At 65.1% G+C, this 23,893-nt stretch carries 22 protein-coding genes; 15 read left to right on the forward strand and 7 right to left on the reverse strand.

All coding sequences use genetic code 11. The features are described from left to right. Window positions 1–74: 74 nt before the first annotated feature. The 13 genes from frr to BMI88_RS15720 all read left to right on the forward strand — a co-directional run bounded on the left by frr (window position 75) and on the right by BMI88_RS15720 (window position 12,113). Window positions 75–638, forward strand: a complete 564-nt coding sequence (gene frr / locus BMI88_RS15665) for a ribosome recycling factor (protein WP_078550245.1) — start codon at window positions 75–77, stop codon at window positions 636–638. A 51-nt stretch (window positions 639–689) separates the two neighbouring features. After that, the gene (uppS, locus tag BMI88_RS15670; RefSeq protein WP_093477136.1) at window positions 690–1,448 is read left to right on the forward strand and encodes a polyprenyl diphosphate synthase; all 759 of its coding nucleotides are present in this window, start codon (window positions 690–692) and stop codon (window positions 1,446–1,448) included. Then, window positions 1,445–2,242 carry a phosphatidate cytidylyltransferase gene (locus tag BMI88_RS15675; protein ID WP_281480299.1) on the forward strand — a complete coding sequence of 266 codons (798 nt, stop codon included), beginning with the start codon at window positions 1,445–1,447 and terminating at the stop codon, window positions 2,240–2,242. Before uppS ends, BMI88_RS15675 begins: the two co-directional genes overlap by 4 nt. Window positions 2,243–2,245: 3 nt before the next feature. Further along, a complete protein-coding gene (gene dxr, locus BMI88_RS15680) occupies window positions 2,246–3,424 on the forward strand; it encodes a 1-deoxy-D-xylulose-5-phosphate reductoisomerase (protein ID WP_246831906.1) in 1,179 nt (392 codons plus the stop codon). Between the two features lie 3 nt (window positions 3,425–3,427). Beyond that, window positions 3,428–4,768 (forward strand): RIP metalloprotease RseP, encoded by a 1,341-nt coding sequence (gene rseP, locus BMI88_RS15685; RefSeq protein WP_246831907.1) that lies wholly within the window; start codon window positions 3,428–3,430, stop codon window positions 4,766–4,768. 123 nt (window positions 4,769–4,891) lie between these two features. Next, window positions 4,892–5,065, forward strand: a complete 174-nt coding sequence (locus BMI88_RS19795; RefSeq protein WP_166741394.1) for a hypothetical protein — start codon at window positions 4,892–4,894, stop codon at window positions 5,063–5,065. 289 nt (window positions 5,066–5,354) lie between these two features. Next, a complete protein-coding gene (gene bamA / locus BMI88_RS15690; protein ID WP_146673605.1) occupies window positions 5,355–7,607 on the forward strand; it encodes an outer membrane protein assembly factor BamA in 2,253 nt (750 codons plus the stop codon). Between the two features lie 9 nt (window positions 7,608–7,616). Next, the gene (locus BMI88_RS15695; RefSeq protein WP_078550249.1) at window positions 7,617–8,504 is read left to right on the forward strand and encodes an OmpH family outer membrane protein; all 888 of its coding nucleotides are present in this window, start codon (window positions 7,617–7,619) and stop codon (window positions 8,502–8,504) included. Window positions 8,505–8,626: 122 nt separating this feature from the next. After that, window positions 8,627–9,088: a 3-hydroxyacyl-ACP dehydratase FabZ gene (gene fabZ, locus BMI88_RS15700; protein ID WP_078520753.1), complete on the forward strand. Its 462-nt coding sequence runs from the start codon at window positions 8,627–8,629 to the stop codon at window positions 9,086–9,088. A gap of 4 nt (window positions 9,089–9,092) precedes the next feature. Next, window positions 9,093–9,890 (forward strand): acyl-ACP--UDP-N-acetylglucosamine O-acyltransferase, encoded by a 798-nt coding sequence (gene lpxA, locus BMI88_RS15705; RefSeq protein WP_078550251.1) that lies wholly within the window; start codon window positions 9,093–9,095, stop codon window positions 9,888–9,890. Next, on the forward strand, window positions 9,887–10,702 hold the full coding sequence (gene lpxI / locus BMI88_RS15710) for a UDP-2,3-diacylglucosamine diphosphatase LpxI (protein ID WP_078550253.1): 816 nt from the start codon (window positions 9,887–9,889) through the stop codon (window positions 10,700–10,702). The genes lpxA and lpxI overlap by 4 nt, the downstream gene beginning before the upstream one ends. After that, window positions 10,699–11,850, forward strand: a complete 1,152-nt coding sequence (gene lpxB / locus BMI88_RS15715) for a lipid-A-disaccharide synthase (RefSeq protein ID WP_078550255.1) — start codon at window positions 10,699–10,701, stop codon at window positions 11,848–11,850. The genes lpxI and lpxB overlap by 4 nt, the downstream gene beginning before the upstream one ends. Next, window positions 11,850–12,113, forward strand: a complete 264-nt coding sequence (locus tag BMI88_RS15720) for a hypothetical protein (RefSeq protein WP_078550257.1) — start codon at window positions 11,850–11,852, stop codon at window positions 12,111–12,113. Before lpxB ends, BMI88_RS15720 begins: the two co-directional genes overlap by 1 nt. Window positions 12,114–12,134: 21 nt before the next feature. Here BMI88_RS15720 and BMI88_RS15725 read toward each other — a convergent pair whose 3' ends face one another. From BMI88_RS15725 to BMI88_RS15740, 4 genes are all read right to left on the reverse strand, one after another. Further along, a complete protein-coding gene (locus BMI88_RS15725) occupies window positions 12,135–13,505 on the reverse strand; it encodes an aspartate aminotransferase family protein (RefSeq protein ID WP_078550259.1) in 1,371 nt (456 codons plus the stop codon). A 46-nt stretch (window positions 13,506–13,551) separates the two neighbouring features. Continuing rightward, window positions 13,552–15,027: an NAD-dependent succinate-semialdehyde dehydrogenase gene (locus BMI88_RS15730; RefSeq protein ID WP_078550261.1), complete on the reverse strand. Its 1,476-nt coding sequence runs from the start codon at window positions 15,025–15,027 to the stop codon at window positions 13,552–13,554. A 102-nt stretch (window positions 15,028–15,129) separates the two neighbouring features. Then, window positions 15,130–15,612, reverse strand: a complete 483-nt coding sequence (locus BMI88_RS15735) for an Lrp/AsnC family transcriptional regulator (RefSeq protein ID WP_075775114.1) — start codon at window positions 15,610–15,612, stop codon at window positions 15,130–15,132. Between the two features lie 69 nt (window positions 15,613–15,681). After that, on the reverse strand, window positions 15,682–17,157 hold the full coding sequence (locus tag BMI88_RS15740; protein ID WP_078550263.1) for an MFS transporter: 1,476 nt from the start codon (window positions 17,155–17,157) through the stop codon (window positions 15,682–15,684). A gap of 515 nt (window positions 17,158–17,672) precedes the next feature. Between BMI88_RS15740 and BMI88_RS15745 the strand changes: the two genes are divergently transcribed. After that, window positions 17,673–19,496, forward strand: coding sequence for an alpha/beta fold hydrolase (locus BMI88_RS15745; protein ID WP_078550265.1), 1,824 nt, complete (start codon window positions 17,673–17,675; stop codon window positions 19,494–19,496). On the opposite strand, the gene BMI88_RS15750 is transcribed toward BMI88_RS15745, so the two are convergent. Together BMI88_RS15750 and BMI88_RS15755 are read right to left on the reverse strand one after the other, a co-directional pair. Further along, window positions 19,493–21,067, reverse strand: coding sequence for a cisplatin damage response ATP-dependent DNA ligase (locus BMI88_RS15750; protein ID WP_078550267.1), 1,575 nt, complete (start codon window positions 21,065–21,067; stop codon window positions 19,493–19,495). The two genes, BMI88_RS15745 and BMI88_RS15750, sit on opposite strands and share 4 nt — an antisense overlap. Next, on the reverse strand, window positions 21,064–22,065 hold the full coding sequence (locus BMI88_RS15755) for a ligase-associated DNA damage response exonuclease (RefSeq protein WP_078550269.1): 1,002 nt from the start codon (window positions 22,063–22,065) through the stop codon (window positions 21,064–21,066). Before BMI88_RS15755 ends, BMI88_RS15750 begins: the two co-directional genes overlap by 4 nt. A gap of 171 nt (window positions 22,066–22,236) precedes the next feature. Here BMI88_RS15755 and BMI88_RS15760 point away from each other — a divergent pair, with 171 nt between their 5' ends. Continuing rightward, on the forward strand, window positions 22,237–22,608 hold the full coding sequence (locus BMI88_RS15760; RefSeq protein ID WP_165756948.1) for a phasin family protein: 372 nt from the start codon (window positions 22,237–22,239) through the stop codon (window positions 22,606–22,608). A gap of 128 nt (window positions 22,609–22,736) precedes the next feature. Here the strand turns inward: BMI88_RS15760 and mnmA are convergent, their stop codons facing one another. Next, window positions 22,737–23,873: a tRNA 2-thiouridine(34) synthase MnmA gene (mnmA, locus tag BMI88_RS15765; RefSeq protein WP_078550271.1), complete on the reverse strand. Its 1,137-nt coding sequence runs from the start codon at window positions 23,871–23,873 to the stop codon at window positions 22,737–22,739. Window positions 23,874–23,893: the final 20 nt, after the last annotated feature.

A 23,893-nucleotide genomic window follows, 5' to 3' on the forward strand; every position in this document is an offset into this window, starting at 1 on the left:
CACAAATGCTAGTTTTCGCCTGCGAGCTGCGCTAAAGCTCGGCCCGAGGCTCAACAAGAACGGGGAAATACCCAATGTCCGACGATATCGAGATCGACACCGATGACCTTGCCCGCCGCATGGATGGCGCAATGAGCTCGCTCAAGCATGAATTCGCGTCGCTGCGCACGGGCCGCGCCTCGGCCTCGATGGTGGAGCCTGTTCAGGTCGAAGCCTATGGCCAGATGACCCCGATCAATCAGGTCGGTACCGTGAACGTGCCCGAGCCGCGGATGGTCACGATCAACGTCTGGGACAAGTCGATGGTCGGCAAGGTCGAGAAAGCGATCCGCGAATCCGGTCTGGGCATCAACCCGCAGACCAATGGCACGATCATCATGCTGCCGATCCCGGAGCTCAACGAAGAGCGCCGCCGCGAGCTGACCAAGGTCGCCGCCCAATATGCCGAGCACGCCCGCGTCGCGATCCGCAACGTGCGCCGCGACGGCATGGACCAGATCAAGAAGGCCAAGGCCGACGGCATGTCCGAAGACGACGTGAAGATCTGGGAGAGCGAGGTTCAGGACATGACCGACGCGCATATCGCCAAGGTCGACAAGGCGCTCGAAGACAAGCAAGCCGAGATCATGCAGGTCTGAGGCTTTTGCCTCAGCCCCCCTGCGTCTTGAGCGAAAAGGATCACATTGCCGATGGCCCCTAGCATTCCCGACATCGCCCAGACCCCGCAGGGGCATGAGGGGGGCGCCCCGGCGCCGCTGCATGTCGCGATCATCATGGATGGCAACGGGCGGTGGGCCACCCAGCGCGGCTGGCCGCGTCTTGCCGGTCACCGCAAAGGGGCCGAGCAGATCAAGAAGGTCGTGCAAGCCGCGCCCGATCTGGGCATCCGCTACATGACGATCTACGCCTTCTCGACGGAGAACTGGAAGCGCTCGACGCAGGAAGTTCTCGGGTTGATGAAGATGTTCCGGCTGATGATCAAACGCGAGGCGGCGGAGCTGTCGCGTCAGGGCGTCGAGCTGCGCTTCATCGGCGATCGCACGCCGCTCGACCCGCTGCTGCGCGAGACGATGGACGCGATCGAGACCCGCACCAAGGGCAATTCCAAGCTGACGCTCGCGGTTGCGATCAATTACGGTGGGCGCGACGAGCTGAAACGCGCAGCGCAGTCGATTGCGCGCGACGTCGCCGAGGGCAAGATCACGGCCGACGAGGTGGACGAGGCGATGATCTCGTCGCGGCTCGACAGCGCGGGCATGCCCGACCCCGATCTGGTGATCCGCAGCTCGGGCGAGACGCGGACCTCGAATTTCCTGCCATGGCAGGCGGCCTATTCGGAATATGAATTCACGCCGACGCTCTGGCCCGATTTCACGCCGGATGAGCTGTCCGACATTCTCGATCGGTTTGCCGGGCGCGAGCGGCGCTTCGGCGGGGTTGCCTCGTGACGGAGACGCCGCGGTCCGGCAAATGGGGCGATCTCGTCCCGCGGCTCGCCTCCGGGCTTGCGATGGTCGCGATCGGCCTCGCTGCGATCTGGTGGGGCGGTCCGGTCTTCGCGGCGCTCTCGGTGCTCGTCACCGGGCTGATGATCTGGGAACTCACCGCGATGCTGCGCCCCGAACGTCCCGGCAAGGCGATCGGTCTGGGGCTGGTGGCGGCGGCTGCGCTGACTTTCGTCCTCGCCATCCATGAGCCTTATGGGCTGATCTATCTGCTGATCGTGCCGATCATGGCGGCGGTGATCTGCACCGGGCGACGCTGGCTTGGCGCGGGCTATGCGCTGGCGATCATGCTGACGGGCTATGGGCTTGTCGCACTGCGCGAAGGCGCGGGGCTCGGCGCGATCACCTGGATCGTCGCGGTGGTCGTTGTCTCTGATATCATGGGATATTTCGTGGGCCGCACGATGGGTGGGCCGAAATTCTGGCCCAAGGTCAGCCCGAAGAAGACATGGTCGGGCACGGTCGGCGGCTGGGTCGGTGCGGCGCTGGTGGGCTTTCTCTTCGCCCAGATGGGCGGCGGGCTCGCGATGATCTGGATCTCGCCGCTTCTGGCCTTTGCAGGCCAGCTGGGCGACATCGCCGAAAGCGCGATCAAGCGCGCGACCGGCGTGAAGGACAGTTCCTCGCTGATCCCGGGCCATGGCGGTGTGCTGGACCGCTTCGACGCGCTGACCGGCGCGGTCGTGTTCCTGATGCTGATCTCGCAGGTGATGACCCTGCCGCTGACGGAAGGCTGAACGATGCGGAAGGTTTCGGTCTTCGGGGCGACCGGCTCGATCGGCGAAAGCTGCTTTGATCTGCTGATGGCACAGGGCGGGGCGGAGGCCTACGACGTGGTCGCGCTGAGCGCAGGCCGCAATGTCGCGCGACTGGCCGAGCAGGCCGTGGCGCTGAAGGCCGATCTGGCCGTGACGGCCTTCGACGAGTGTCTGCCCGCGCTACGCGATGCGCTGGCCGGGACCGGGATCGAGGTGGCCGCCGGGCCGCAGGCGCTGATCGAGGCGGCCTATCGTCCGGCCGATTGGGTCCTGTCGGGGATCGTCGGCGCGGCGGGGCTCGCGCCCGGCTTTGCGGCGCTCTCGCAAGGTGCGACGCTGGCGCTGGCCAACAAGGAATCTCTGGTGACCGCGGGCCCCTTGCTGATGGCTGAGGCGCGCGCACATGGCGCGACGATCCTGCCGGTCGACAGCGAGCATTCCGCGATTTTCCAAGGCCTCGTCGGCGAGGATATCGCCGCGGTCGAGCGGGTGATCATCACCGCCTCGGGCGGCGCGTTTCGCGACTGGCCGATGGAGAAACTCGCCCATGCCACGGTGGCCGAGGCCTCGGCGCATCCGAACTGGAACATGGGCCAGCGGATCACGATCGACTCCGCGTCGATGTTTAACAAAGCTTTGGAAGTCATTGAGGCTAAAGAGTTCTTCGGCTTCGCGCCGGAGCAGATCGAAGTCCTCGTCCATCCGCAGAGCATCGTCCATTCGCTGGTCGGGTTCCACGATGGCGGGCTGATGGCGCATATGGGCGTGCCCGACATGCGCCACGCGATCGGCTATGCGCTGAACTGGCCCGCGCGTAAACCTCTGCCGGTCGAGAAGCTCGACTTGGCGAAGATCGGACAGCTCGATTTCCGCACCCCGGATCTGGAGCGGTTCCCCGCCCTGCGGCTGGCGCGCGAGGTGATGGAGACGGGCGGTCTGGCGGGCACCGTGTTCAACGCCGCCAAGGAAGTCGCGCTCGATCTGTTCATCGCCGGTCGGATCGGATTTCTCGACATGGCCACGCTGGTCGAGAAGGTTCTGGGCGAGATGTCGCGGGACCAGGGTCTTGGAATCGCCGCAAAAGACCTCGATATGGTTCTGAGCTGCGACGCCGAAGCGCGGGCGCGCGCGATGGCGATTTGTGAACACGGAAGGATCTGAGTTTTGGACCTGCTGCCCCAATTCGGCAATCTGCTCTATACCGTGGTGGCCTTCGTCGTCGCGCTCTCGATCATCGTCGCGGTGCATGAATACGGCCATTACATCATCGGGCGGATTTCCGGGATCAAGGCGGAGGTCTTCTCGCTCGGCTTCGGGCCGAAGCTGATCAGCCGCGTCGACAAGCATGGCACGCGCTGGCAGATCGCCGCCGTGCCGCTTGGCGGCTACGTCAAGTTTCTGGGCGATGCGAATGCGGCCTCTGCCGGGGTCGATTCCGAGGAAATGGCCCATCTGAGCCCCGAGGAACGCCGCCACACGATGCATGGCGCGCCGCTTTGGGCACGCGCGGCCACCGTGGCGGCCGGGCCGGTCTTCAACTTCATCCTGTCGATCTGCGTGATCGCGGGGCTGAGCCTCTGGACGGGGCAGGCGACCGACACGCCCGCGATCCAGACTGTCGTGGCGCTGCCCGGCGGCTCGGGCGATCTGCAGCAGGGCGACGTAATCGATGCGGTGGCGGGCAAGCCTACGCCGGATTATCAGGCGCTCTCCGATGTGGTCGATCAGCTGCCCGCAGGGCCGACGCTCGATTACACCGTGACCCGCGACGGCAGCAAAACCGACGCGACGGGGCCGCAACTTTTCCCGGCGCGGTTTGCAGGCGTTCAGCCGGGCTCTGCCGCCTATGATGCCGGGCTGCGCGCGGGCGATGTGATCACCGCGATCGACGGCAAGCCGGTCTATCGCTTCGTCGATCTGCAGGACGCGGTGAAGGCGGGCGAGGGCAAGGCGGTCTCGCTCGATATCTGGCGGCCCGAGGGCGATGGCGGCGAGACCTTCTCCGTGACGCTGGCGCCGCGCCGCACCGATCTGCCGGTGGGCGACGGGCAGTTCGAGACGCGCTTCCTGATCGGGGCGACGGGTTCGTTCATGTTCGAGCCGGTGACGCAATCGGTCGGTCCGGTCGATGCGCTGCTGGGCGGTGCAAGACAGACCTGGGGCATCATCACGCAATCGGTCTCGGGCATTCAGGCGATGATCGCGCAGCGGATTTCCAGCTGTAACCTGACCGGCGCGCTGCGCATTGCCGAGACCTCGGCGGCGGCTGCGAAATCGGGTGTGCTCGATTTCATCTGGTTCATCGCGGTTCTGTCGACGGCGGTGGGCTTCCTGAACCTCTTCCCGATCCCGGTGCTCGATGGCGGGCATCTGATGTTCCACCTCTATGAGGCAATCACGGGCAAGCCGCCCTCCGATCAGCTGATGAATGTCTTCATGTCGATCGGGCTGGCGCTGGTACTGACGCTGATGGTCTTCGGGCTCTGGAACGACCTGACCTGCTGAGCGGGGAATGGCCGGGGCCCGTGACGGCGGTGGCGGCCCAGATTTCGCCACAATTGCCTCGCAATGCGGTCATGAAGACAGGGTAGGGAACTCTTAGCGCAAATCGCGCGAAGGAGACCGCTCATGTCCGAGATCATCGCGCATCACTATCGCGAACTTCGCCCGTTGGTGGAAATCGTCGGGGACCGGCTGCTGTTCATCGCAGCGGTTCTGGTCGCGCTGTTCGGCGCGGCGCTGATCGGCATTCAATTGATCGACATTCTCGGCGGCGACGCTTCCAGCTTCCAGCGCATCTGAGCCGGACCGAAAAGGGCACGAAACGCCCGCAAAACCCGTTCATCGTCGATCCCGGGGCCGCCTTCGCGGCCCTTTCTTTCGTGGCAAGATGATCGCGCTCCACAAAATCTCGGGTCTGAGCCCCCATCCCAGCTTTGACATCGCTTACGCCCTTCGGTACGACCCTTATCAAAGGGAAAAAGTGAACTTCCGGCGGGAGAGGGCGATGTCTATGAGCGTGCAAACTATGCTGAGACTCTGTGCGACGCGAAAGGCACTGCGGGCCAGCGTAGTATTTCCAGCAGTTGCAATGAGTTGCCTTGCGGTTCCCGTGATCGCTCAAGCGCAGCAATACAGTTTCTCCCAGGTGGTGATCACCGGTAACGAGCGCGTCGACGCGGCGACGATTCTGTCCTTCGCCAGAATCGCCCGCAATCAGCCCGTGACCGCCGCCGATCTGAACGCCGCTTACCAGCGTCTGACGAATTCCGGCCTGTTCGAGAACGTTGCAATCACGCCGCAGGGCAACACGCTCAAGATCGCCGTGACCGAATATCCGACGATCAGCGTGATCAATTTCGAAGGCAACAAGATCATCAAGGACGAGCAGCTCGCCACGATCATTCAGGCGAAGCCGAACCGCGTCTATAACCCGGCCCAGATCGAAGCCGATGCCCAGCGTCTGGCGCGCGCCTATTCCGAGGATGGCCGCATGGCCGCCCGGGTGGTGCCGAAGGTCATTCGCCGCGACAATAACCGCGTCGACGTCGCCTTCGAGATCAAGGAAGGCAAGGTCACCTCGATCGAGCGTGTGACCTTCACCGGCAACCGCTCCTATTCGGACCGTCGCCTGCGTCAGGTGCTCGAGACGAAGCAGGCGGGGATCTTCCGCACCTTCGTGAAGAACGACACCTTCAACGCGAACCGGATCCCGGTGGATCGTCAGAAGCTGATCGATTTCTACCAAGCGCGCGGCTACAAGAACGTGCAGGTCACGGGCGTGTCCTCGCAGATGTCGCGCCAGCGCGATGCGTTCTTCATGACCTTCAACATCATCGAAGGGCAGAAATACCACTTCAACTCGATCAACACGACTTCCGAGATCGACGGGGTCGCACCTGACGATTTCGCGCCGCTCACCAAGATCCGCCAAGGACAGACCTTCTCGCCGAAAGCGATCGAACTGGCCGTGACCCGGATGGAGCAGCTTGCGATCAAGAAGGGCATTCAATTCGCCCGCGTCGAGCCGCGCATCACCCAAGACCCGCGCACGCAGTCGGTCAATGTCGATTTCGTGCTGGTCCGTGGCCCGCGCGTCTTCGTGCAGCGCATCGACATCGAGGGCAACACCGCGACGCTCGACCGGGTGGTCCGGCGCGAGTTCCGGACGGTTGAAGGCGACCCCTACAACCCGCGCGAGATCTCGAACGCTGCCGACCGCATCCGCGGCACCGGCTACTTCAAGTCGGTCGACGTGAACACGAAGCCGGGCTCGAGCTCCGATCAGGTCGTCGTCGACGTGAATGTCGAAGAGCAGCCCACCGGCTCGCTTGGCTTCGGCGCCTCCTATTCGAATTCGGACGGGATCGGTTTCAACGCTTCGCTGGAAGAGAAAAACTTCCTCGGTCGCGGGCAGTATCTCGGCGTGTCGATCGGCACGACCAAGGACAATAACAGCTCCAGCTTCCGGTTCATCGAGCCGGCGTTCCTCGGACGTGACGTGGCGCTGAAGTTCTCGGCCGCCTATGCGACCTCGAGCTCGGCGTCGAACACCGCTTACGACACGCGCCGCATCAGCGTCGAGCCGGCACTGGAATTCCCGGTCTCCGAGCGCGGCCGTCTGCAGGTGAGCTACAAGATCGGCGAAGACACGCTGAACAACGTGCCGAGCGACTCCTCGGACATCCTGCTGAACGAAGAAGCCGACAAGGGCACGCAGCGTTACAGCGGCCCGGGCCTGCGCTACAGCTATGATACCGCGCGCGAACAGATCGACCCGCGCTTCACCTGGCGGTTCAACGTCGATCAGCAGTTCTGGGGCGTCGGCGGCGACGTGAAAGGCGGCCAGACCACTGCGAAGATCGTCGGCGAGCGCAAGATCTTCAACGAGGAAGCGACGTTGCGCGCCTCGCTCGAAGGCGGCGCGGTCGATGCCACGGATGGTTCGACGATCCTGCAACGCTTCTCGGGCAGCCAGATCCGCGGCTTCGAAAGCTACGGTATCGGTCCGCGTGACCTCAATGCGGGCAATACCGACGCGCTCGGCGGTAACTACTATTGGGTCGGCAAGGTCGAAGCGGAATTCCCGATCGGTCTCCCCGAAGAGTACGGCATCACCGGCGGCGTGTTTTGGGACGTGGGCTCGGTCTGGGGTCTGGACGACACGACCGGGACCGGCGGCAACGAAGTCGACGACTCGATGCATGTCCGCTCGGCGGTCGGCGTCTCGATCTTCTGGAAATCCGCGATCGGTCCGCTGCGTCTGAACTTCTCGCGCGCGATCAAAAAAGAAAGCTACGACAAGACGCAGAACTTCGATCTGTCGCTTTCCACGCAGTTCTAAGGGCGCGCGATGCGTCTGAGCAGCGTCACCGTTTCCTTCATTGCAGCCGCGCTGGCCTTCGGGCCCGGCGCGGCTGTCGCGCAATCGGCGGTGCAGACACCCCACACGCAGGCGCCCGCAGCCGGGCCGCGCGTCCAGCAGAGCGCGGTCCTCACCCTCGATTGGGAGCGGCTCTACGACAACTCGCTGTGGGGCAAGCGGGTGCAATCCGAGATCGAGTCCGCTTCGAGCGCGCTGCGCAAGGAAAACGACCGGATCGCCAGTCAACTCGAGGCGGAAGAGCGCAAGCTCACCGAGGAGCGGCTGACGATGCCCTCGGATCAGTTCCAGCAAGCCGCCGATGCTTTCGACACGCGGGCGACCGATATCCGCAAGGCCCAGAAGGCCAAGGCCGATGCGATCCAGCGCCAGTTGAATCAGGAGCACCAGACCTTCGTGCAGACCGTGGTGCCGCTGCTCGACGAAGTTCTGAAGGCGCGCGGCGCAGTCGTGGTGCTCGATTCCCGCGCGATCATTCGCGGGCTCGCGCAGGCCGATGTAACGGCTGAACTGGGCGCGCGCGTCGACAAGGAGATCGGGGACGGGGCCGGGCGCGTGACGCCCTTGGTTCCGCCGACGTCGAACGGGAACTCGGCGGATGCGGCTCGAGGTGCGCCCGCGACGCCGGACCAGCCTGGTTCGAACCAGCCCGCTTCGGGCCAATCGTCAAGCGGCGCAGACCCGGATCAAAGCGGCGAGGCGGGTGTATTTGTCGACAGCAGCCCCAACTCCGCAGGCAAATCGGGCGGCAATTCCACGCTCGACGGCGCGACACGAGATGCGCCGGGGCTGCCGCTTGGTCTGCCGGTCGAAGATAACAATCAGGTTGCGCCGACCGACACCGCACCAGCGCAATAGCAGACGCGCGCTGCTTGCCAAGCGGGGCCGCGATTGCTAGCAACAATCCAAAAGCGATGATCGCGTGATGCGGCAAATTGATACCGCCGCAGGCGCAGTGCGCCCAAGAACGAGGACAGCTCATGACCGAACCCGCCCCCTATACCGAAGCCGATCTGTCGCTCATCAAGCGCATCATTCCGCATCGTTATCCGTTCCTGCTGATCGACAAGGTGCGTGACATCGTCCCGAACAAGGGCGCTGTCGGCATCAAGAACGTCACCGCGAACGAGCCGCATTTCCAGGGCCATTTCCCGGAAGAGCCGATCATGCCCGGCGTCACCATCGTCGAGGCGATGGCGCAGACCTCTGCCGTGGTGGTGGGGATTTCGCTCGACGTGATCGACAAGCCGCTGCTGACCTATTTCATGGGCATCGACAAGTGCAAGTTCCGCCGCAAGGTGGTGCCGGGCGACGTGCTCGAACTGCATGTCACCGTGAAGCGCGGCGGCGGCAAGATTTGGAAATTCGAAGGCCGGGGTACGGTGAATGGTGAATTGGCTGCCGAAGCCGAGTTCACCGCCATGATGGACCTTCAGGGCTGAATGCATGAGCATTGACCCAAGCGCGCAGATCCACGCGTCCGCGGTGATCGAACCCGGCGCGGTGATCGGTCCGGACTGCCGGATCGGCCCGTTCTGCGTGGTCGGTCCCGAGGTCGTGCTGGGCCGGGGGGTGTCGCTGCAAAGCCATGTCGTGCTTCAGGGCGCGACGGAGATCGGCGAGGAGACGCAGATCTTTCCCTTCGCCTCGCTCGGGCAGATCCCGCAGGATCTCAAATTCAAGGGCGAGAAGACGCGGCTCAAGATCGGCAAGCGCAACCGCATCCGCGAATACGTCACGATGAACACCGGGACGGACGGCGGCGGTGGGCTCACTCAGGTGGGTGATGACGGGCTGTTCATGTCGTCCTGCCATGTCGGGCATGACTGCAAGATCGGCGACCGTGTGATCCTTGTGAATTCCGTAGCGCTCGCGGGGCATTGTCAGCTTGAGGATGACGTCATCGTCGGCGGTCTGTCGGGCGTGCACCAATTCGTCCGCATCGGACGCGGCGCGATCATCGGCGCGCTGTCGATGGTGACGGCGGATGTGATCCCACACGCGCTGGTCGCGGGACCGCGCGCGGGGCTCGAAGGGCTCAACCTCGTGGGGCTGAAGCGTCGTGGCACGCCGCGCGAGGAAATCACGTCGCTGCGTAAAACCGTCGAGGCGCTCGGTCAGGGCAGCTTCCGCGAAAGCGCGCGAACCCTCTCGGAAGAGGGCGTCGAGGGCGAATTGGCGCGCGAAGTGCTCGATTTCATCCTCGGCCCGTCCGACCGCAGCTTCCTGACGCCCGGCAAATGAGCGGGGGCACGCATACCGCGCTGATCGCCGGGGCTGGCCGTCTGCCTGCGATCCTGACCGAGGCCGCACCGGATATTCTGGTTTGCGAAATGATCGGGGCGCCTTGCGATCTGGACGGCGAGCATCTGCGCTTTCGGATCGAGCGTCTGGTGCCGTTTCTCGACGAACTGGCCGATCGCGGGATCGAGCGGGTGGTGTTCGCAGGCGCGATGCAGCGTCCGGCAATCGATCCCGAGCAGTTCGATCCCCGCTCGGCGCAGCTGGTGCCGCGGCTCGCGATGGCGATGCAGGCAGGTGACGATGCGACGCTGCGCGCGGTGATCGAAGTCTTCGAGGAGTTCGATCTAGAGGTCGTGGGCGCGCATGAGATCGCGCCCGCGCTGCTGCCCGAGGCGGGCGTACTGTGCGGCAAGCCGTCCGTCGTGGACGAAGAAGACGCCGAGCGTGGGGCCGAAATCGTGGCCGCGCTTGGGGCGTCGGATATCGGTCAGGGCGCGGTCGTCGGGCGCGGGCTTTGCCTTGCGGTCGAGACCCTGCCGGGTACCGATGCGATGCTGGAATTCGTGCAGCACCACAAAGGCTTGCGCGGCGATCTTAAAGCGGTGAAAGGGGTCTTCTACAAGGCGCCGAAACCCGATCAGGACCGTCGTGCCGATCTGCCTGCGATTGGTGTCGACACGGTCAAGAACGCCGCCGCGGCCGGCCTCTCGGGAATCGCCTTCGAGGCGGGCGGCGTGATGCTTCTTGATCGCGACGCGGTTATCGAGGCCGCCGAGGCCGCGGGCCTCTTTCTCTGGGCGCGAGAGCCATGAGGCTCTACGTCATCGCGGGCGAAGCATCGGGCGACAAGCTCGGCGGCGCCCTGATGGCGGGGATCAACGGGCTTGCGCCGGGCGTCGAGTGGTCCGGCATCGGCGGCGAGGAGATGGGCGCGCAGGGGCTCACCAGTCTTTTCCCGATGGAAGAACTTTCGGTCATGGGCCTGATGGAGGTCCTGCCGAAATACCGCCATCTGAAACGGCGCATCGCCGAGACCGCGGAACATGTGATCGAAAGCGGCGCCGAGGCTCTGGTCACCATCGACAGCCCCGATTTCTGCCTCCGCGTGGCGCGGCTGGTGAAGGAAAAGCGCCCTGATCTCAAGGTGATCCACTATGTCGCGCCCTCAGTCTGGGCATGGCGTCCGGGGCGCGCGACGAAGATGGCGCAGGTGGTCGATCATGTCCTCGCGCTGCTGCCCTTCGAGCCGCCCTATATGGAAGCCGCCGGGATGAGCTGCGATTTTGTGGGCCATCCCGTCGTGGCCGAACCGCGCGCGACCGGGGCCGATGCCGCTGCCTTCCGCGAGACCCATATGATCGGCGAAGACCAACCGCTCGCGCTGTGTCTGCCGGGCTCGCGGCGCGGCGAGGTCAAGCGGCTTGGGGCGCGCTTCGACGAGGCGCTGATGCAGCTGCGCGACCGCGAGCCGGGGCTGCGTGTCGTGCTGCCGACGGTGCGGGGCGTCGCGCCGATGGTGCGCGAGATGACCGCGCGCTGGCCGGTCGCGCCGATCGTGGTCGAGAATGCCGATGACAAGCGCGCGGCCTTTGCCGCCGCCGATATCGCGCTGGCGGCCTCGGGCACGGTCAGTCTGGAACTGGCGGCGAACCGGGTGCCGATGGTGATCGCCTATGACGCGAATTTCCTGACCTGGCACGTGATCTCGCGGATGCTCAAGATCGACACGGTGACGCTGGTCAATCTGGTCTCCGAGACGCGGGTGATCCCGGAATTCCTCGGCCCCGACTGCAAACCGCGTGACATCTCGGCGAAGATGCTGGAATTGCTGGAAGAAGACGCGGCCCGGGATGAGCAGATGGCCGCGATGGAAGAGGTGATGCGCCGTTTGGGCGAGGGGGGCGAGCCGCCCGGCCTGCGCGCGGCGCGTTCGGTTCTGGAGTTTCTCGGGAGGGCGTGATGCGCGTCTTTTTGGCTGTTTTTCTGACAATCTGGGCCGGGGCCGCCTTGGCCGAGACCGATCCGGCGCAGCTTTTCGCGCAATCCTGCGGGCGCTGTCATCGCGATGCAGAGCGGATGGTCGCAAAGATCGACTGGTCCGCGGATAATCAGACGCCCGAGGCGCGGCGCGACTGGTTCGACGATTTCATGGTGCGTCACCATTCACCCGATGCAGACAGCCGCGCGGCGATTGCCGAATGGCTGGCAGGGATCGCCTCGTAAGACGACCCCTGCCGAGGGGCCTTAGCCCAGAACCGATTTCACGGCATCGGCGGTGACTTCGACGATCTTGTCGGCCTCCGCCTCGGTGAGGCACAGCGGCGGGGCAAGGCCGAGGATGTCGCCCTGCGGCATCGCGCGCCCGATCACGCCACGCTCGACCATCGCACCCGCGATCTTCGCGCCGATCTTGTCGGAGGCGTCGAAGAAGCTGCGGTTGTCGCGATCGGCCATGAATTCCACCGCGCAGAGCATTCCTTCGCCGCGGATATCGCCGACATTCGCGTGCTCGCCGATAGCGGCGCGCATCTGGTCGTTGAGGTATTTGCCGACCGAGCCCGCATTCTCGACGAGGCCCAGCTTGTCGATCAGCTCGAGGTTCGCGACACCGGCCGCAGCCCCGATCGGGTGCGCCGAGTAGGTCCAGCCGTGGCCGATCGGGCCGTTCTCGTCGGTGCCTTGCTCGAGCACTTTCCACATCTTGTCGCTCACGATGGTGCCCGAGAGCGGCGCATAGGCCGAGGTCAGGCCTTTCGCGATGGTGATCAGGTCGGGCTTCATGCCGTAGTGATCCGAGCCGAACATGCTCCCCAGACGCCCGAAGCCGGTCACGACCTCATCGGCGATCAGCAGGATGTCGTATTTGTTCAGCACCTTCTGGATCGCTTCCCAATAGCCCGCGGGCGGGGGCACGATGCCGCCGGTGCCCAGAACCGGCTCGCCGATGAAGGCGGCGATGGTGTCGGGGCCTTCGCGTTCGATCAGCTGCTCGAGCTCGGAGGCGCAATAGGCGGTGAAGGCCTCTTCCGACATCGCCTCATCGGGGCGGCGGTAGTAATAGGGCGCCTCGGTGTGGACCACCTGGCTCAGCGGCAAGTCGAACTTCTTGTGGAACAGTTCCAGACCCGTCAGCGAACCGGTCATCAGCCCCGAGCCGTGATAGCCGCGCCAGCGCGAGATGATCTTCTTCTTCTCGGGGCGGTTCAGGATGTTGTTGTAATACCAGACCAGCTTGATGTTGGTCTCGTTCGCATCCGAGCCCGACAGACCGAAATAGACCTTCGACATGTGATCGGGCGCACGGTCGAGGACCATATGTGCCAGCGTGATCGAAGCCTCGGTGCCGTGGCCGACATAGGCGTGGTAATAGGCCAGTTCTTTCGCCTGCTCGGCGATGGCCTCGGAGATTTCGGTGCGCCCGTAGCCCACGTTCACGCAGTAGAGGCCCGCGAAGGCGTCGAGCAGCTTGTTGCCGTCGCGATCCTCGATGAACACGCCTTTGCCGCCGGTGACGATGCGGTTGGGGGACTCGCCGCGCGCGTGCTGGGCGAGATGCGTCGAGGGGTGGAAGAAGCTTTCGCGATCCCACTTGTCGAGTTGGTCATTGGTCAGCAATTTTCTCTCCTTCTTCTTGTCTTGGGCGTCCGGGCGGGCGAGGGAGTTAACCCCAGTCGCGACAGACGTATTTGATTTCCATGAACTCTTCCATTCCGCGACGCGAGCCTTCGCGGCCGAGGCCGGATTGCTTCATGCCGCCGAACGGGATCGGCGCGCCGGTGACCTTGGTGCGGTTGACCGCGACCATGCCGAATTGCAGCGCGCGGGTGGCGCGGTAAATGCGTTTCGGGTTCTGGCTGTGGACGTAAGCCACCAGCGCGTATTCGGTCGCGTTGGCTTTGGCGAAGACTTCTTCTTCCGTGTCGAAGACGGTGATCGGAGCGACCGGGCCGAAGGTCTCTTCGTGCATGATCTTTGCGTTATCAGGCACGTCGGTCAGCACGGTCGGCGCGAAGAACAGCGGGCCGCGATCGAGCCGCTTGCCGCCGCAGGCGAGTTTCGCGCCTTTCGCCAGCGCGTCGGCGACATGCTCTTCTTGCTTGGCCACCGCCTTTTCGTTCATCAGCGGGCCGATATCTGGATCCTCCATGCCGATGCCCACGGTGAGTGCCTGCGTGGCCTCGGTGAAGCGGCGGCAGAACTCTTCGTAGACGGGGCGCTCGACATAGATCCGGTTCGCGCCGAGGCAGTCCTGACCGGAGGTCGCGAATTTCGCCTTGATGACCTCTTCCACGGCCTGATCCAGATCGGCGCCCTTGAAGACGATCACCGGGGCATGGCCGCCCAGCTCGAGGATGAGCCGCTTCACGGTTTCCGCCGATTGGCGATAGAGCAGGCGGCCCACTTCGGTGGAGCCGGTGAAGGAGAGCGCGCGGACGCGGGTGTCGTCGCACCACGGCTCGATGATTTCCGGGGCGTGGCCGGTCAGCACGTTGAACACGCCTGCGGGCAGACCCGCGCGTTCGGCCAGTTCCGCCAGCGCCAGCGCCGAATAGGGCGTCTCGTGCGAGGGGTGCGCGACCACGGTGCAGCCAGCCGCGATGGCGGCGGCGGCCTTGCGCGTCAGCATCGCGGCGGGGAAGTTCCACGGCGTCACGAGGCCCACCACGCCCACGGGTTCGAGCCACAGCTCCACCTCTGCGTCGTGCAGATGCGAGGTGACGCCCTCGATATTCGGGCGCTTGGCCTCTTCGGCGTAATATTCGATGAAGCTCGCCGCGTAGTCGATCTCGCCCATTGCTTCGCTGAGCGGTTTGCCCTGTTCGAGCACCATGATCCGGGCGAGATCGTCCTTCGCCTCGATGATCAGGTCGAACCAGCGGCGCAGAATGGCGGAGCGCTCCTGCGGCAGCGTCATCGACCAGTCGAGGAAGGCGGCTTGGGCGGCATCGACCGCCGCGCGCGACTGGCTGCGGTTGAGCGCGGTGATATCGCCCAGACGTTCGGCATTGGCGGGGTTGGTGACTGGGATGACCTCGCCCGTCTCGCCCGCGATCCAGCGGCCATTCACATAGGCAAAGCTGCGCAGCAGCCGCTTGTCGGCGATATCGGGGCGGGCGGAAATGGCGGTATCGAGCATGAGAGACCTCCTTGGTTGAGATCACTCTGCGCCCGATTTCACAGGGTAATAGTCCGAATGGACTGCGCGGGCCCCGGATTTGGGCTGAAATAGCGCCGTCCGTCAGTCCATTTGGTCTGCGAAGAGATCGAAGGGGGGCATGGCGGCGTTCTTCACCTCTTTCGTGACGATATAGGTGAAGTAGCGCGCGATGCCGATCCGGGCGTCCAGCATCGAGTCGATCAGCCGCTGATAGGCGTCGATATCGCGGGTCACGATCTGCATCAGGTAATCGAAGCCGCCCCCCAAAGCCCAGCAGCCCACGACCTCGGGGTGCTGATCCAGTGAACGCTCGAAGGTTTGGAAACTGGCGGCGGTGTGATCGGCCAGTTCTGCGGCCACGAACAGCGTCACATGCGGCCCGAGCTTCTTGAGGTTGAAGGTCGCGCGATAGCCCGCGATCAGGCCCGCTTTCTCCAGCTTTTTCAGCCGGTCCCAGGCGGGCGTGGGCGAGAGGTTGATCTTCTCGGCCAGCGCCGCCTTGGTGATGCGGCCCTCGCGCGCCAGCACGCGCAGAATTTCGATATCGCGGGGGTCGAGCTTGATCATGGCGCCACGCTACACCGGGTTAACGCCCTGCGCATCCCCGATTTTTCGGGTCCGGTGCAGCACTGCTCATTCGGCTGGTTCGCGTTGCTTGGATTGCGGGGCGCGGAAGCGCTCCTTGGCCGAACCATAGGGCTCCACCGTCCGGCGCTTGCGGCGCAGCCCGTCGGCATCGCCCCGGCGCAGGCGCAGGAAATAGAGCGCCGAGAGCGGCCCCGTCGCGCCCGCAATCGCAAAGCCCCAGAGGAAGGCGTGGATCGGGATCATCTCGGCCCCTGTCGTGGTCGCCGCCGAGCCTGCGGTCAGTTCCAGCACCACGCCCGCCAGCGCGATGCCGAGCGCGAGCGAGACCTGACGGCTCATCGCGGTGAAGGCGGTGGCGGGGCTCATCTCGCGCGTATCGAGATCGGCGAACCCGATGGAGTTGATCGCGGTGAAGACGACCGATTGCGCGGCGCCGCCGATCAGCAGAAGCGGGATCAGTTGCCAGTCATGGATGCTCGTCACGGTGAGGAAGCCGAAGATCGTCGCGCCGCGGATCACCGCCGCCCAGATCATCACCCATTTGAAGCCGAACCGGTCGAGGATGCGCGGCACGAAGGTCCGCAGGCTGACCGCGCCCACCGCGTTCAGACCCGTCAGCGCGCCCGAGACCATCACCGAGGCACCGAGGCCCAGTTGGAAGAACAGCGGCAGCAGAAGCGAGATCGCCCCGTTCGACAGTCGGAATATCAACCCGCCGGTGATCGAGACATCGAAGGTGCGGTGCCGGAACAGCCGCAGATCGAGAAGCGGCTCCTCTGTGTTGCGCGCGCGCAGCCAGTAGAGGACGAGCAGCGCCAGACCCGCAACGCTAAGGCCCGCGGCGGCCTGCCATGGCAGGATATGCTCGCCCAGCGCGGAGAAGCCAGTCATCACCGCCGCCAGCCCCACGGCAGACAGCAGGAAGCCCGGAAAATCGAACGGCTTCGGCTCGGGCGGGCCGTCGGCGGGCATGTGGCGCAGCGTCAGCCAGATCGCCAGCGCGCCGAGCGGCAAGTTCATCAGGAAGATCGAGCGCCAGCCGAGAAAGGTCGTCACCGTCGCGCCCACGAAGGGGCCCAGCGCCGGGCCGATCAGCGCGGGCAGGGTGACATAGACCATCGCGCGGGTCATCTCCTCCTTGGAGGTGTGGCGCAGCACGATCAGGCGGCCCACGGGGCTCATCATCGCGGCTCCGATGCCCTGCAACGCGCGGGCCAGCACCAGCCCGGTCAGGCTCGTCTGGATCGCACAGAGTAGCGAGGCCACGAGAAACACGCCCATCGCCGCGAGGAAGGTCCGCCGCGCCCCGATCCGGTCCGCGATCCAGCCCGAGATCGGCACGAAAGCGGCGAGCGCGATCAGATAGGTCGCCATCGCCATCTTGAGCGACAGCACCGGCACCGAAAGGTCCCGCGCGATCACCGGGATCGCGGTCGCCAGCACGGTCGCGTCGATCAGCTCCATCAGGAGCGACAGCGCCACCGTCAGCGGAATGATATTGTCTCGAAGCCTGCTCAACATGACCGGGCATAGCTAGCACGCAAGCGCACGGTGTCACCCCGCGGCCGCGCGCAGGCTTGCGTGCTCTATCGCGCAGGTGAGGCGGGCAAAGAAAAGCCCCGCCCGAGAGGGGCGGGGAGTTGGGAGTGATAGGGCCTGCTTCCGGGCAAGAGAGACAGGAGAACCCGGAAGCAGGTCGTGCCGGAAACCCGGGCAGAGGGAAGGGTGGAGAGAGAAACCCGGCCTTTCCGTATGTCGTATCCGTATGTCGCGGGGCATCGGCAGCGGACAGCGGTCCCCGGGGGTGGCGTGTCCCGGTTTGCCATCTCGCCTTTGCCTCTGCGTCTCGAGATGTGCAGGGTGAACCGATGCAGCAATGCCTCAGTTCCGATATTTCATGCGCCTCCCGCCTATGTGAGATTGGCTCTTATTTGCGTGAAGAGTCGCGAGGGCGCGTTCTCTTGCGTCAGGTCAAACCGCTGTCATCGTTTATGCGGTAAGTTCTGCGCGGAATCGCAACGCTAGGAGGCTGCGGGATGAAGGATCTGGCCGGGGACAAGACGCCGACGCGCAAGGGCGCAGGGAAAGCTGCGGGCAAATCTGCACAGGCCGACACGCCTCAGGCCGAGGAGCACAGCGCGGCGCTGGCCTCGTTCGAACGTCTCGATCGGTTGTCTCACGCGCTGATGGGCCGGGCCGAAGGCGGGCTGTCTCCGATTTCGCTCGGGCTCGCGTTTTCCGATTGGGCGACCCATCTTGCGCTCAGCCCCGGCAAGCAGGCCGAGTTGGGCTGGAAAGCGGGCCGCAAATGGATGCACCTGATGCGCGAGATGGCGCCGCACCGGAGCGACGACGAGGGCGCGCAGCCGCTCGACCCGCTGCCGCAGGACCGCCGCTTCTCTGCGCCCGACTGGCAGAAGTTCCCGTATTCCCTCTATGCGCAGAGTTTCCTCCATGCCCAGCAATGGTGGCACAACGCCACGACGGATGTGCGCGGGGTCGAGGCGCGCCATGAACAGATGATGCAGTTCTATGCGCGGCAATGGCTCGACATGGCGTCGCCCACGAATTTCATCGCGACCAATCCGCTGGTCCTTGCCCAGACGCTGAAAGAGGGCGGCGTGAACCTCATGCGCGGGGCGCGCTATTGGGGCGAGGATGCGTTCAAGGTGATGACCGGCGACACCAAGCCGGAGCCCACGTTGATCCCGGGAACCGACGTGGCGCTGACGCCGGGCAAGGTGGTGCTGCGCAACGATCTGATCGAGCTGCTGCAATACGAGCCCAGCACGCCGAAGGTCCATTCGGTGCCCCTGCTGATCGTCCCGGCATGGATCATGAAATATTACATCCTCGATCTGGAGGAGACGAATTCGTTGATCCGCTGGCTCGTGGGGCAAGGTTTCACCGTCTTCGCGATCTCGTGGAAGAACCCCGACGAGGGCGACCGCGATCTGGGCTTCGACGATTACCGCGAAGAGGGCGTGATGACGGCGCTCGATGCGGTCTGCGAGATCACCGGGGCGGAGAAGGTTCACGGGCTGGGCTATTGCCTTGGCGGCACGCTTCTGTCGGTCGCGGCGGCGGCGATGGCACGCGACGGAGACGAACGGCTGGCCTCGCTGACGATGCTGGCGGCGCAGGTCGATTTCACCGAGGCCGGGGAATTGAGCCTGTTCACCAACGAAGACCAGCTCAGCCTGATCGAAGACATGATGTGGGAGGAGGGCTATCTCGACAAGACCGCGATGGCGGGCACTTTCACCATGCTCAAATCGAAGGACCTGATCTGGTCGCAGGCGGTCCACACCTACCTGATGGGCGAGCGCGAGACGGATGGCGCGATGGCCTCGTGGAGCCACGACGCGACGCGGATGCCCTACAAGATGCATTCGCAATATCTGCGCCGGCTGTTCCTCGACAACGATCTGGCCGAGGGGCGGATGGACACGCGCGGCGCGCCGGTCTTCCTGCAGGATATCGAGACGCCGGTTTTCGCCGTCGCGACCCAGACCGATCACATCGCGCCGTGGCATTCGGTCTTCAAGCTGACATGGTCGCTGCCGGGCGCCGTCACCTTCGCGTTGGTCTCGGGCGGGCACAATACCGGGATCGTGCGCCCGCCGGGTGCACCGCGCGCGAGCTATCGCTTGATGGAGCACCGCCCCGGAATGCTGCACCCCTCCGCGTCGGACTGGGCTGCGGAATGTGCGCCGCGCGAAGGGTCGTGGTGGGAGCCGTGGGCGAAATGGCTGCGCAAGACCGGCGACGGGCAGGAGATCGAGCCGCCGCCCATGGGCAAGGGGCGCAAGTATCGCCCGCTTTGCGACGCGCCGGGGGAGTATGTGCTGATCCGCTAGGGCTGGGTCACATCGGGCAGCATCGCGCGCAGCGTCTCGATCCGGTCGGCCTCGGCGGCGGGCTTGTCCCAGCGGATGCGCGAGATGCGCGGGAAACGCATCGCGACGCCGGATTTGTGCCGGGTGGAGCGGTTGAGCCCCTCGAATGCGACCTCCACCACCAGATCGGGCGACAGGGACCGCACCGGGCCGAAGCGTTCCACGGTGTGATTGCGCACGAAACGGTCGAGGTTGCGCAGCTCCTCGTCGGTGAAGCCGGAATAGGCCTTGCCCACGGGCACGAGCCGGTCACCGTCCCAGACGCCGAAGGTGAAATCGGAATAGAAGCCCGAGCGTTTGCCATGCCCTCGTTGAGCGTAGAGGATCACCGCATCGATGATGCGCGGATCGCGTTTCCACTTGAACCACGGCCCCTTGGGGCGGCCCGCCATATAGGGCGTGTCGCGGCGTTTGAGCATTACGCCCTCGATGACCACTTCGGGCGGCGCTTCGCGTAGGCTCGCAAGGTCATCCCACGTCTCGAAGGGTAGCAACTCCGAGACGTCGAACCGTTCGGGATTGAGATCGGCAACGAAGGCCTCCAGCCGCGTGCGGCGGGTTTCGAAGGGCAGGGGGCGCAGGTCCTCCTCGCCTTCGGTCAGGATGTCGTAGAGGCGCAGCGCCGCCGGATGCGAAGCCAGCATCGCCTTGCCCGGAGACTTCCGCCCCAGCCGCTTTTGCAGATCGCCGAAGGGCGCGACCTGATCGCCGCGACGCACGATCAACTCGCCATCGAGCGCGCCCTCGAACGCCATATGCGCGACCACATCGGGAAAGGCGCCGGAGATATCCTCGCCGGTGCGCGAATAGAGCCGCCGCTCGCCGCCCTCCGCCACGGCCTGCACCCGGATGCCGTCCCATTTCCACTCGGCGACGAAATCGGCCGGCGGCAGATCGGTCAGCGCGTCGAGATCGGTCGGCGTCGAGAGCATCACGGGCCGGAACGGCGCAAAGCCCGCGCGCTCGGGTTTCTCGCCGCCTTCGATCCAGTCGAAAAGCGGCTGATAGGGCGGCGAGAGCCCGTGCCAGATTTCCTCGATCTCCTCCAGCTCTGGCGTGCCGACCGAGGCCAGCGCCACCCGCGCGAGCCGCGCCGAGACGCCCACGCGCAGCCCCCCGGTCGCGAGTTTCAAGAGCGCATAGCGTTCCGAGGGTTCCAGCCGATCCAGCCAACCCGCGATCAGAGGCCCGACGCGGGTTTTGGGCGTGTCCTGCAAGGTCTCGACGATCTCGACCAGATCGACGTCCTGGGCGGTGTTCTCCTGCGGCCAGATCAGCGCGATCGTCTCGGCCAGATCGCCCACGTAGTCATAGGACAGCGCGAAGAGCTCGGGATCGACGCGCTCGCCCACCATGGCGCGCAGGACCGCAGGCTGCGCGCGGCCCAGTTCCAGCTCTCCGGTCAGCGCCGCCAGCGCATAGCCGCGCTCGGGGTCGGGCGCATGGCGCAGGTAATCACCCAGCACGTCGAGCTTGGCATTGCGCCCCGGCGTGAAGGCGAGCCGTTCGAGAAGGACCGCGAAGGCTCTCATTCCGGCTCCTCCTCATAGCCCACGAGGTGCAGCGGACGAGCCACGCGCCCCTCCAGTTCGGCCCAGCGCATCAGTGCCTCTTCGCGGCCATGGGTGATCCATAGCTCGGACGGATCGACCTCGCGCACGGTGCGCGTCAGGTCCACCCAGTCGATATGGTCCGAGATCACCAGCGGTAGTTCGACGCCGCGCTGGCGGGCACGGGCGCGGATCTGCATCCAGCCCGAGGCAAAAGAGATCACCGGATCGGCAAAGCGCTGCACCCAAGGCGAGGAAAAGGCGGAGGGCGGCGCGATCACCAGCGCCTCGCGCAGCGCCCGCGCCTCGGCCTTGTCCATCGTGGCGGGGCGCAGATCGCCCAAGGGGATGCCCTGCTCGATGTGATAGTCGCAGAGTTTTTGCAGCGCTCCGTGGATGTAGATCGGCGCGTCATAGCCCGCCGCGCGTACGAGCATGATGACCCGCTGCGCCTTGCCCAGTGCATAGGCACCCACCAGATGCGGGCGCTCGGGGGCTGCGCGCATCGAAGCCATCAGCTTGGCCATCTCGTCAGCCGGGTCGGGATGTTTGAACACCGGGAGCGCGAAGGTCGCCTCGGTAATGAACGTATCGCAGGGCACCGGCTCGAAGGGCGCGCAGGAGGGGTTCGAGACGCGCGCGTAATCGCCCGACGCCACGATCCGCTGCCCGCGATGCGTGATCGCGATCTGCGCCGAGCCCAGCACATGTCCCGCCGGGTGAAAGCTGACATCCACGCCGCCTACGGAGAGCGGCCCCTCATTGGCTTGCCGCAGGCCCGCGAAATCCTTGCCATAGCGGATCGCCATGATCTCCAGCGTCTGGCGCGTGGCCAGCACATGCCCGTGGCCTGCGCGCGCGTGATCGGCGTGGCCGTGCGTGATCAGCGCGCGCGCCACGGGGCGACTCGGGTCGATGTAGAAATTGCCGCTAGGGCAGTAGAGCCCCTCGGGGCGCGGGATCAGAAGCGGCTCGGCCATCGGTCCTTCACTTACGCTAACGCTCGAAATGCATACGCGGGCGCGCGATCTCGGCCCAAATTTTCGGCATTTGCCTTGAGCCAAGCTTTTCGCGCTGCGATTGTTCCAAATCAAACGCTGTGCGCCGGACCCATGCTAGTCTCGCGCCATCCAGTCACAAGGGAGGCTGACATGGCACAGAAGAAATCCGCACCCGGGATGAACATGGCTGGCTGCATGCCAGTGCCTGATATGGGGTCGGTAAGCTCGGTGATGGCACCGCAGCTCAAGATGATGGAATCGATGATCGCGCAGAATATCGAGCTGCTTGAGTTTCTGAAGACCCGCTTCGAGCGCGATCAGGAGATGGTCACGCAGTTGGCGGAAACGCCCGATCCGATGCGCGCGATGAGCCTCTGGGGCGAATTCTGGCAGCGCACGGCGAGCGATTACACCGCCGAGATGACGAAGCTCGCGACCTCGATGACGGGGATTGCGGAGCGCGCGGTGCGCTCGGCCACCGAAGAGGGCGAAGCGCTCGCCAAGGCGGTCGGAAAAAAGTGACGACTCGGGTCGGCAAGCACGGGGTGAGCCTCGGAGACGTGCCGGTCTGAGTGATCCGACAGATAGTTAGGCGCGGCAAGCTAGACGGGCTCGCCGCGCGCAGTGCTGTTTGCGGGCCTGTTCGGCGCTTACTTCTTGTAGATCCAGCCACCGCCGAAGATGCGGCTGTCTTCGGGCGCGTAGAACACGCAGGCCTGACCGGGGCTGACGCCTTCCTCCGGCACGACCAACTCGACTTCCGCCTCGGTTTCCGAGATCGGTCGGATGATCGCTTCGCGCGGCGGGCGGGTCGAGCGGACCTTGACCTTCAGATGCCATTCCTTGCGCGAGGTGAAGGGCTCGTCGCCGAGCCAGTTGATCTCGCGCACCGGGATGGTGCGGGTGGAGAGCGCCTCTTTCGGGCCGACGACCACGTGGCGCGTGTCCGGATCGAGCTTCACGACGTAAAGCGGGTCTTCGAGACCGCCGATGCCAAGCCCCCGCCGCTGGCCGATCGTGTAATGGATCACGCCGCGATGCTGGCCGAGCACATTGCCCTCCATATCCACGATATCGCCGGGATCGGCCGCGCCGGGGCGCAGCTTCTCGATGACGCTCGCGTAATTCCCGTTCGGCACGAAGCAGATATCCTGACTGTCGGGCTTGTCGGCCACCGCCAGCCCGTATTTCGCTGCCAGCTCGCGCGTCGCATCCTTCGAGGGCAGGTGCCCCAGCGGGAAACGCAGGTAATCGAGCTGCTCGGGCGTGGTCGAGAACAGGAAATAGCTCTGATCGCGGTTCGCATCGGCTGCGCAATGCAGCTCGGGCCCGGCCGCACCGTCCTTGCGCTGGATGTAATGGCCCGTCGCCATGCAATCGGCGTCGAGGTCCTTCGCCGTCTCCAGCAGGTCCTTGAACTTCACGCGCTCGTTGCAGCGGATGCAGGGCACCGGCGTTGCGCCGCCCAGATAGGCGTCGGCGAATTCGTCGATCACCGCCTCGCGGAAGGTGTTCTCGTAATCGAGCACGTAATGCGGGAAGCCCATCTCCTCGGCCACGCGGCGCGCATCGTGGATGTCCTGCCCGGCGCAGCACGCGCCTTTCTTGGCCAGCGCCGCGCCATGGTCGTAAAGCTGCAGCGTCACGCCCACCACGTCATAGCCTTCCTCGGCCAGTTTGGCGGCCACGACCGAGCTATCGACGCCGCCCGACATGGCGACGACGACGCGGGTGTCCGCGGGCGGTTTGGCGAAACCGAGCGAATTGAGCGGCAGATCCTTGGGCATGATGAAGCGTCCTTTAACGA

The sequence above is a fragment of the Thioclava sp. F36-6 genome (assembly GCF_002020305.1).
Classification (GTDB): Bacteria; Pseudomonadota; Alphaproteobacteria; order Rhodobacterales; family Rhodobacteraceae; genus Thioclava; species Thioclava sediminum.

Bases quoted from the DNA above. Each gene is read 5' to 3' on its own strand.
- frr (WP_078550245.1), top strand. From the start codon at position 75: ATGTCCGACGATATCGAGATCGACACCGATGACCTTGCCCGCCGCATG.
- uppS (WP_093477136.1), top strand. From the start codon at position 690: ATGGCCCCTAGCATTCCCGACATCGCCCAGACCCCGCAGGGGCATGAG.
- dxr (WP_246831906.1), top strand. From the start codon at position 2,246: ATGCGGAAGGTTTCGGTCTTCGGGGCGACCGGCTCGATCGGCGAAAGC.
- BMI88_RS19795 (WP_166741394.1), top strand. From the start codon at position 4,892: ATGTCCGAGATCATCGCGCATCACTATCGCGAACTTCGCCCGTTGGTG.
- bamA (WP_146673605.1), top strand. From the start codon at position 5,355: ATGAGTTGCCTTGCGGTTCCCGTGATCGCTCAAGCGCAGCAATACAGT.
- BMI88_RS15695 (WP_078550249.1), top strand. From the start codon at position 7,617: ATGCGTCTGAGCAGCGTCACCGTTTCCTTCATTGCAGCCGCGCTGGCC.
- fabZ (WP_078520753.1), top strand. From the start codon at position 8,627: ATGACCGAACCCGCCCCCTATACCGAAGCCGATCTGTCGCTCATCAAG.
- lpxA (WP_078550251.1), top strand. From the start codon at position 9,093: ATGAGCATTGACCCAAGCGCGCAGATCCACGCGTCCGCGGTGATCGAA.
- lpxI (WP_078550253.1), top strand. From the start codon at position 9,887: ATGAGCGGGGGCACGCATACCGCGCTGATCGCCGGGGCTGGCCGTCTG.
- lpxB (WP_078550255.1), top strand. From the start codon at position 10,699: ATGAGGCTCTACGTCATCGCGGGCGAAGCATCGGGCGACAAGCTCGGC.
- BMI88_RS15720 (WP_078550257.1), top strand. From the start codon at position 11,850: ATGCGCGTCTTTTTGGCTGTTTTTCTGACAATCTGGGCCGGGGCCGCC.
- BMI88_RS15730 (WP_078550261.1), bottom strand. From the start codon at position 15,027: ATGCTCGATACCGCCATTTCCGCCCGCCCCGATATCGCCGACAAGCGG.
- BMI88_RS15740 (WP_078550263.1), bottom strand. From the start codon at position 17,157: ATGTTGAGCAGGCTTCGAGACAATATCATTCCGCTGACGGTGGCGCTG.
- BMI88_RS15745 (WP_078550265.1), top strand. From the start codon at position 17,673: ATGAAGGATCTGGCCGGGGACAAGACGCCGACGCGCAAGGGCGCAGGG.
- BMI88_RS15750 (WP_078550267.1), bottom strand. From the start codon at position 21,067: ATGAGAGCCTTCGCGGTCCTTCTCGAACGGCTCGCCTTCACGCCGGGG.
- BMI88_RS15755 (WP_078550269.1), bottom strand. From the start codon at position 22,065: ATGGCCGAGCCGCTTCTGATCCCGCGCCCCGAGGGGCTCTACTGCCCT.
- BMI88_RS15760 (WP_165756948.1), top strand. From the start codon at position 22,237: ATGGCACAGAAGAAATCCGCACCCGGGATGAACATGGCTGGCTGCATG.
- mnmA (WP_078550271.1), bottom strand. From the start codon at position 23,873: ATGCCCAAGGATCTGCCGCTCAATTCGCTCGGTTTCGCCAAACCGCCC.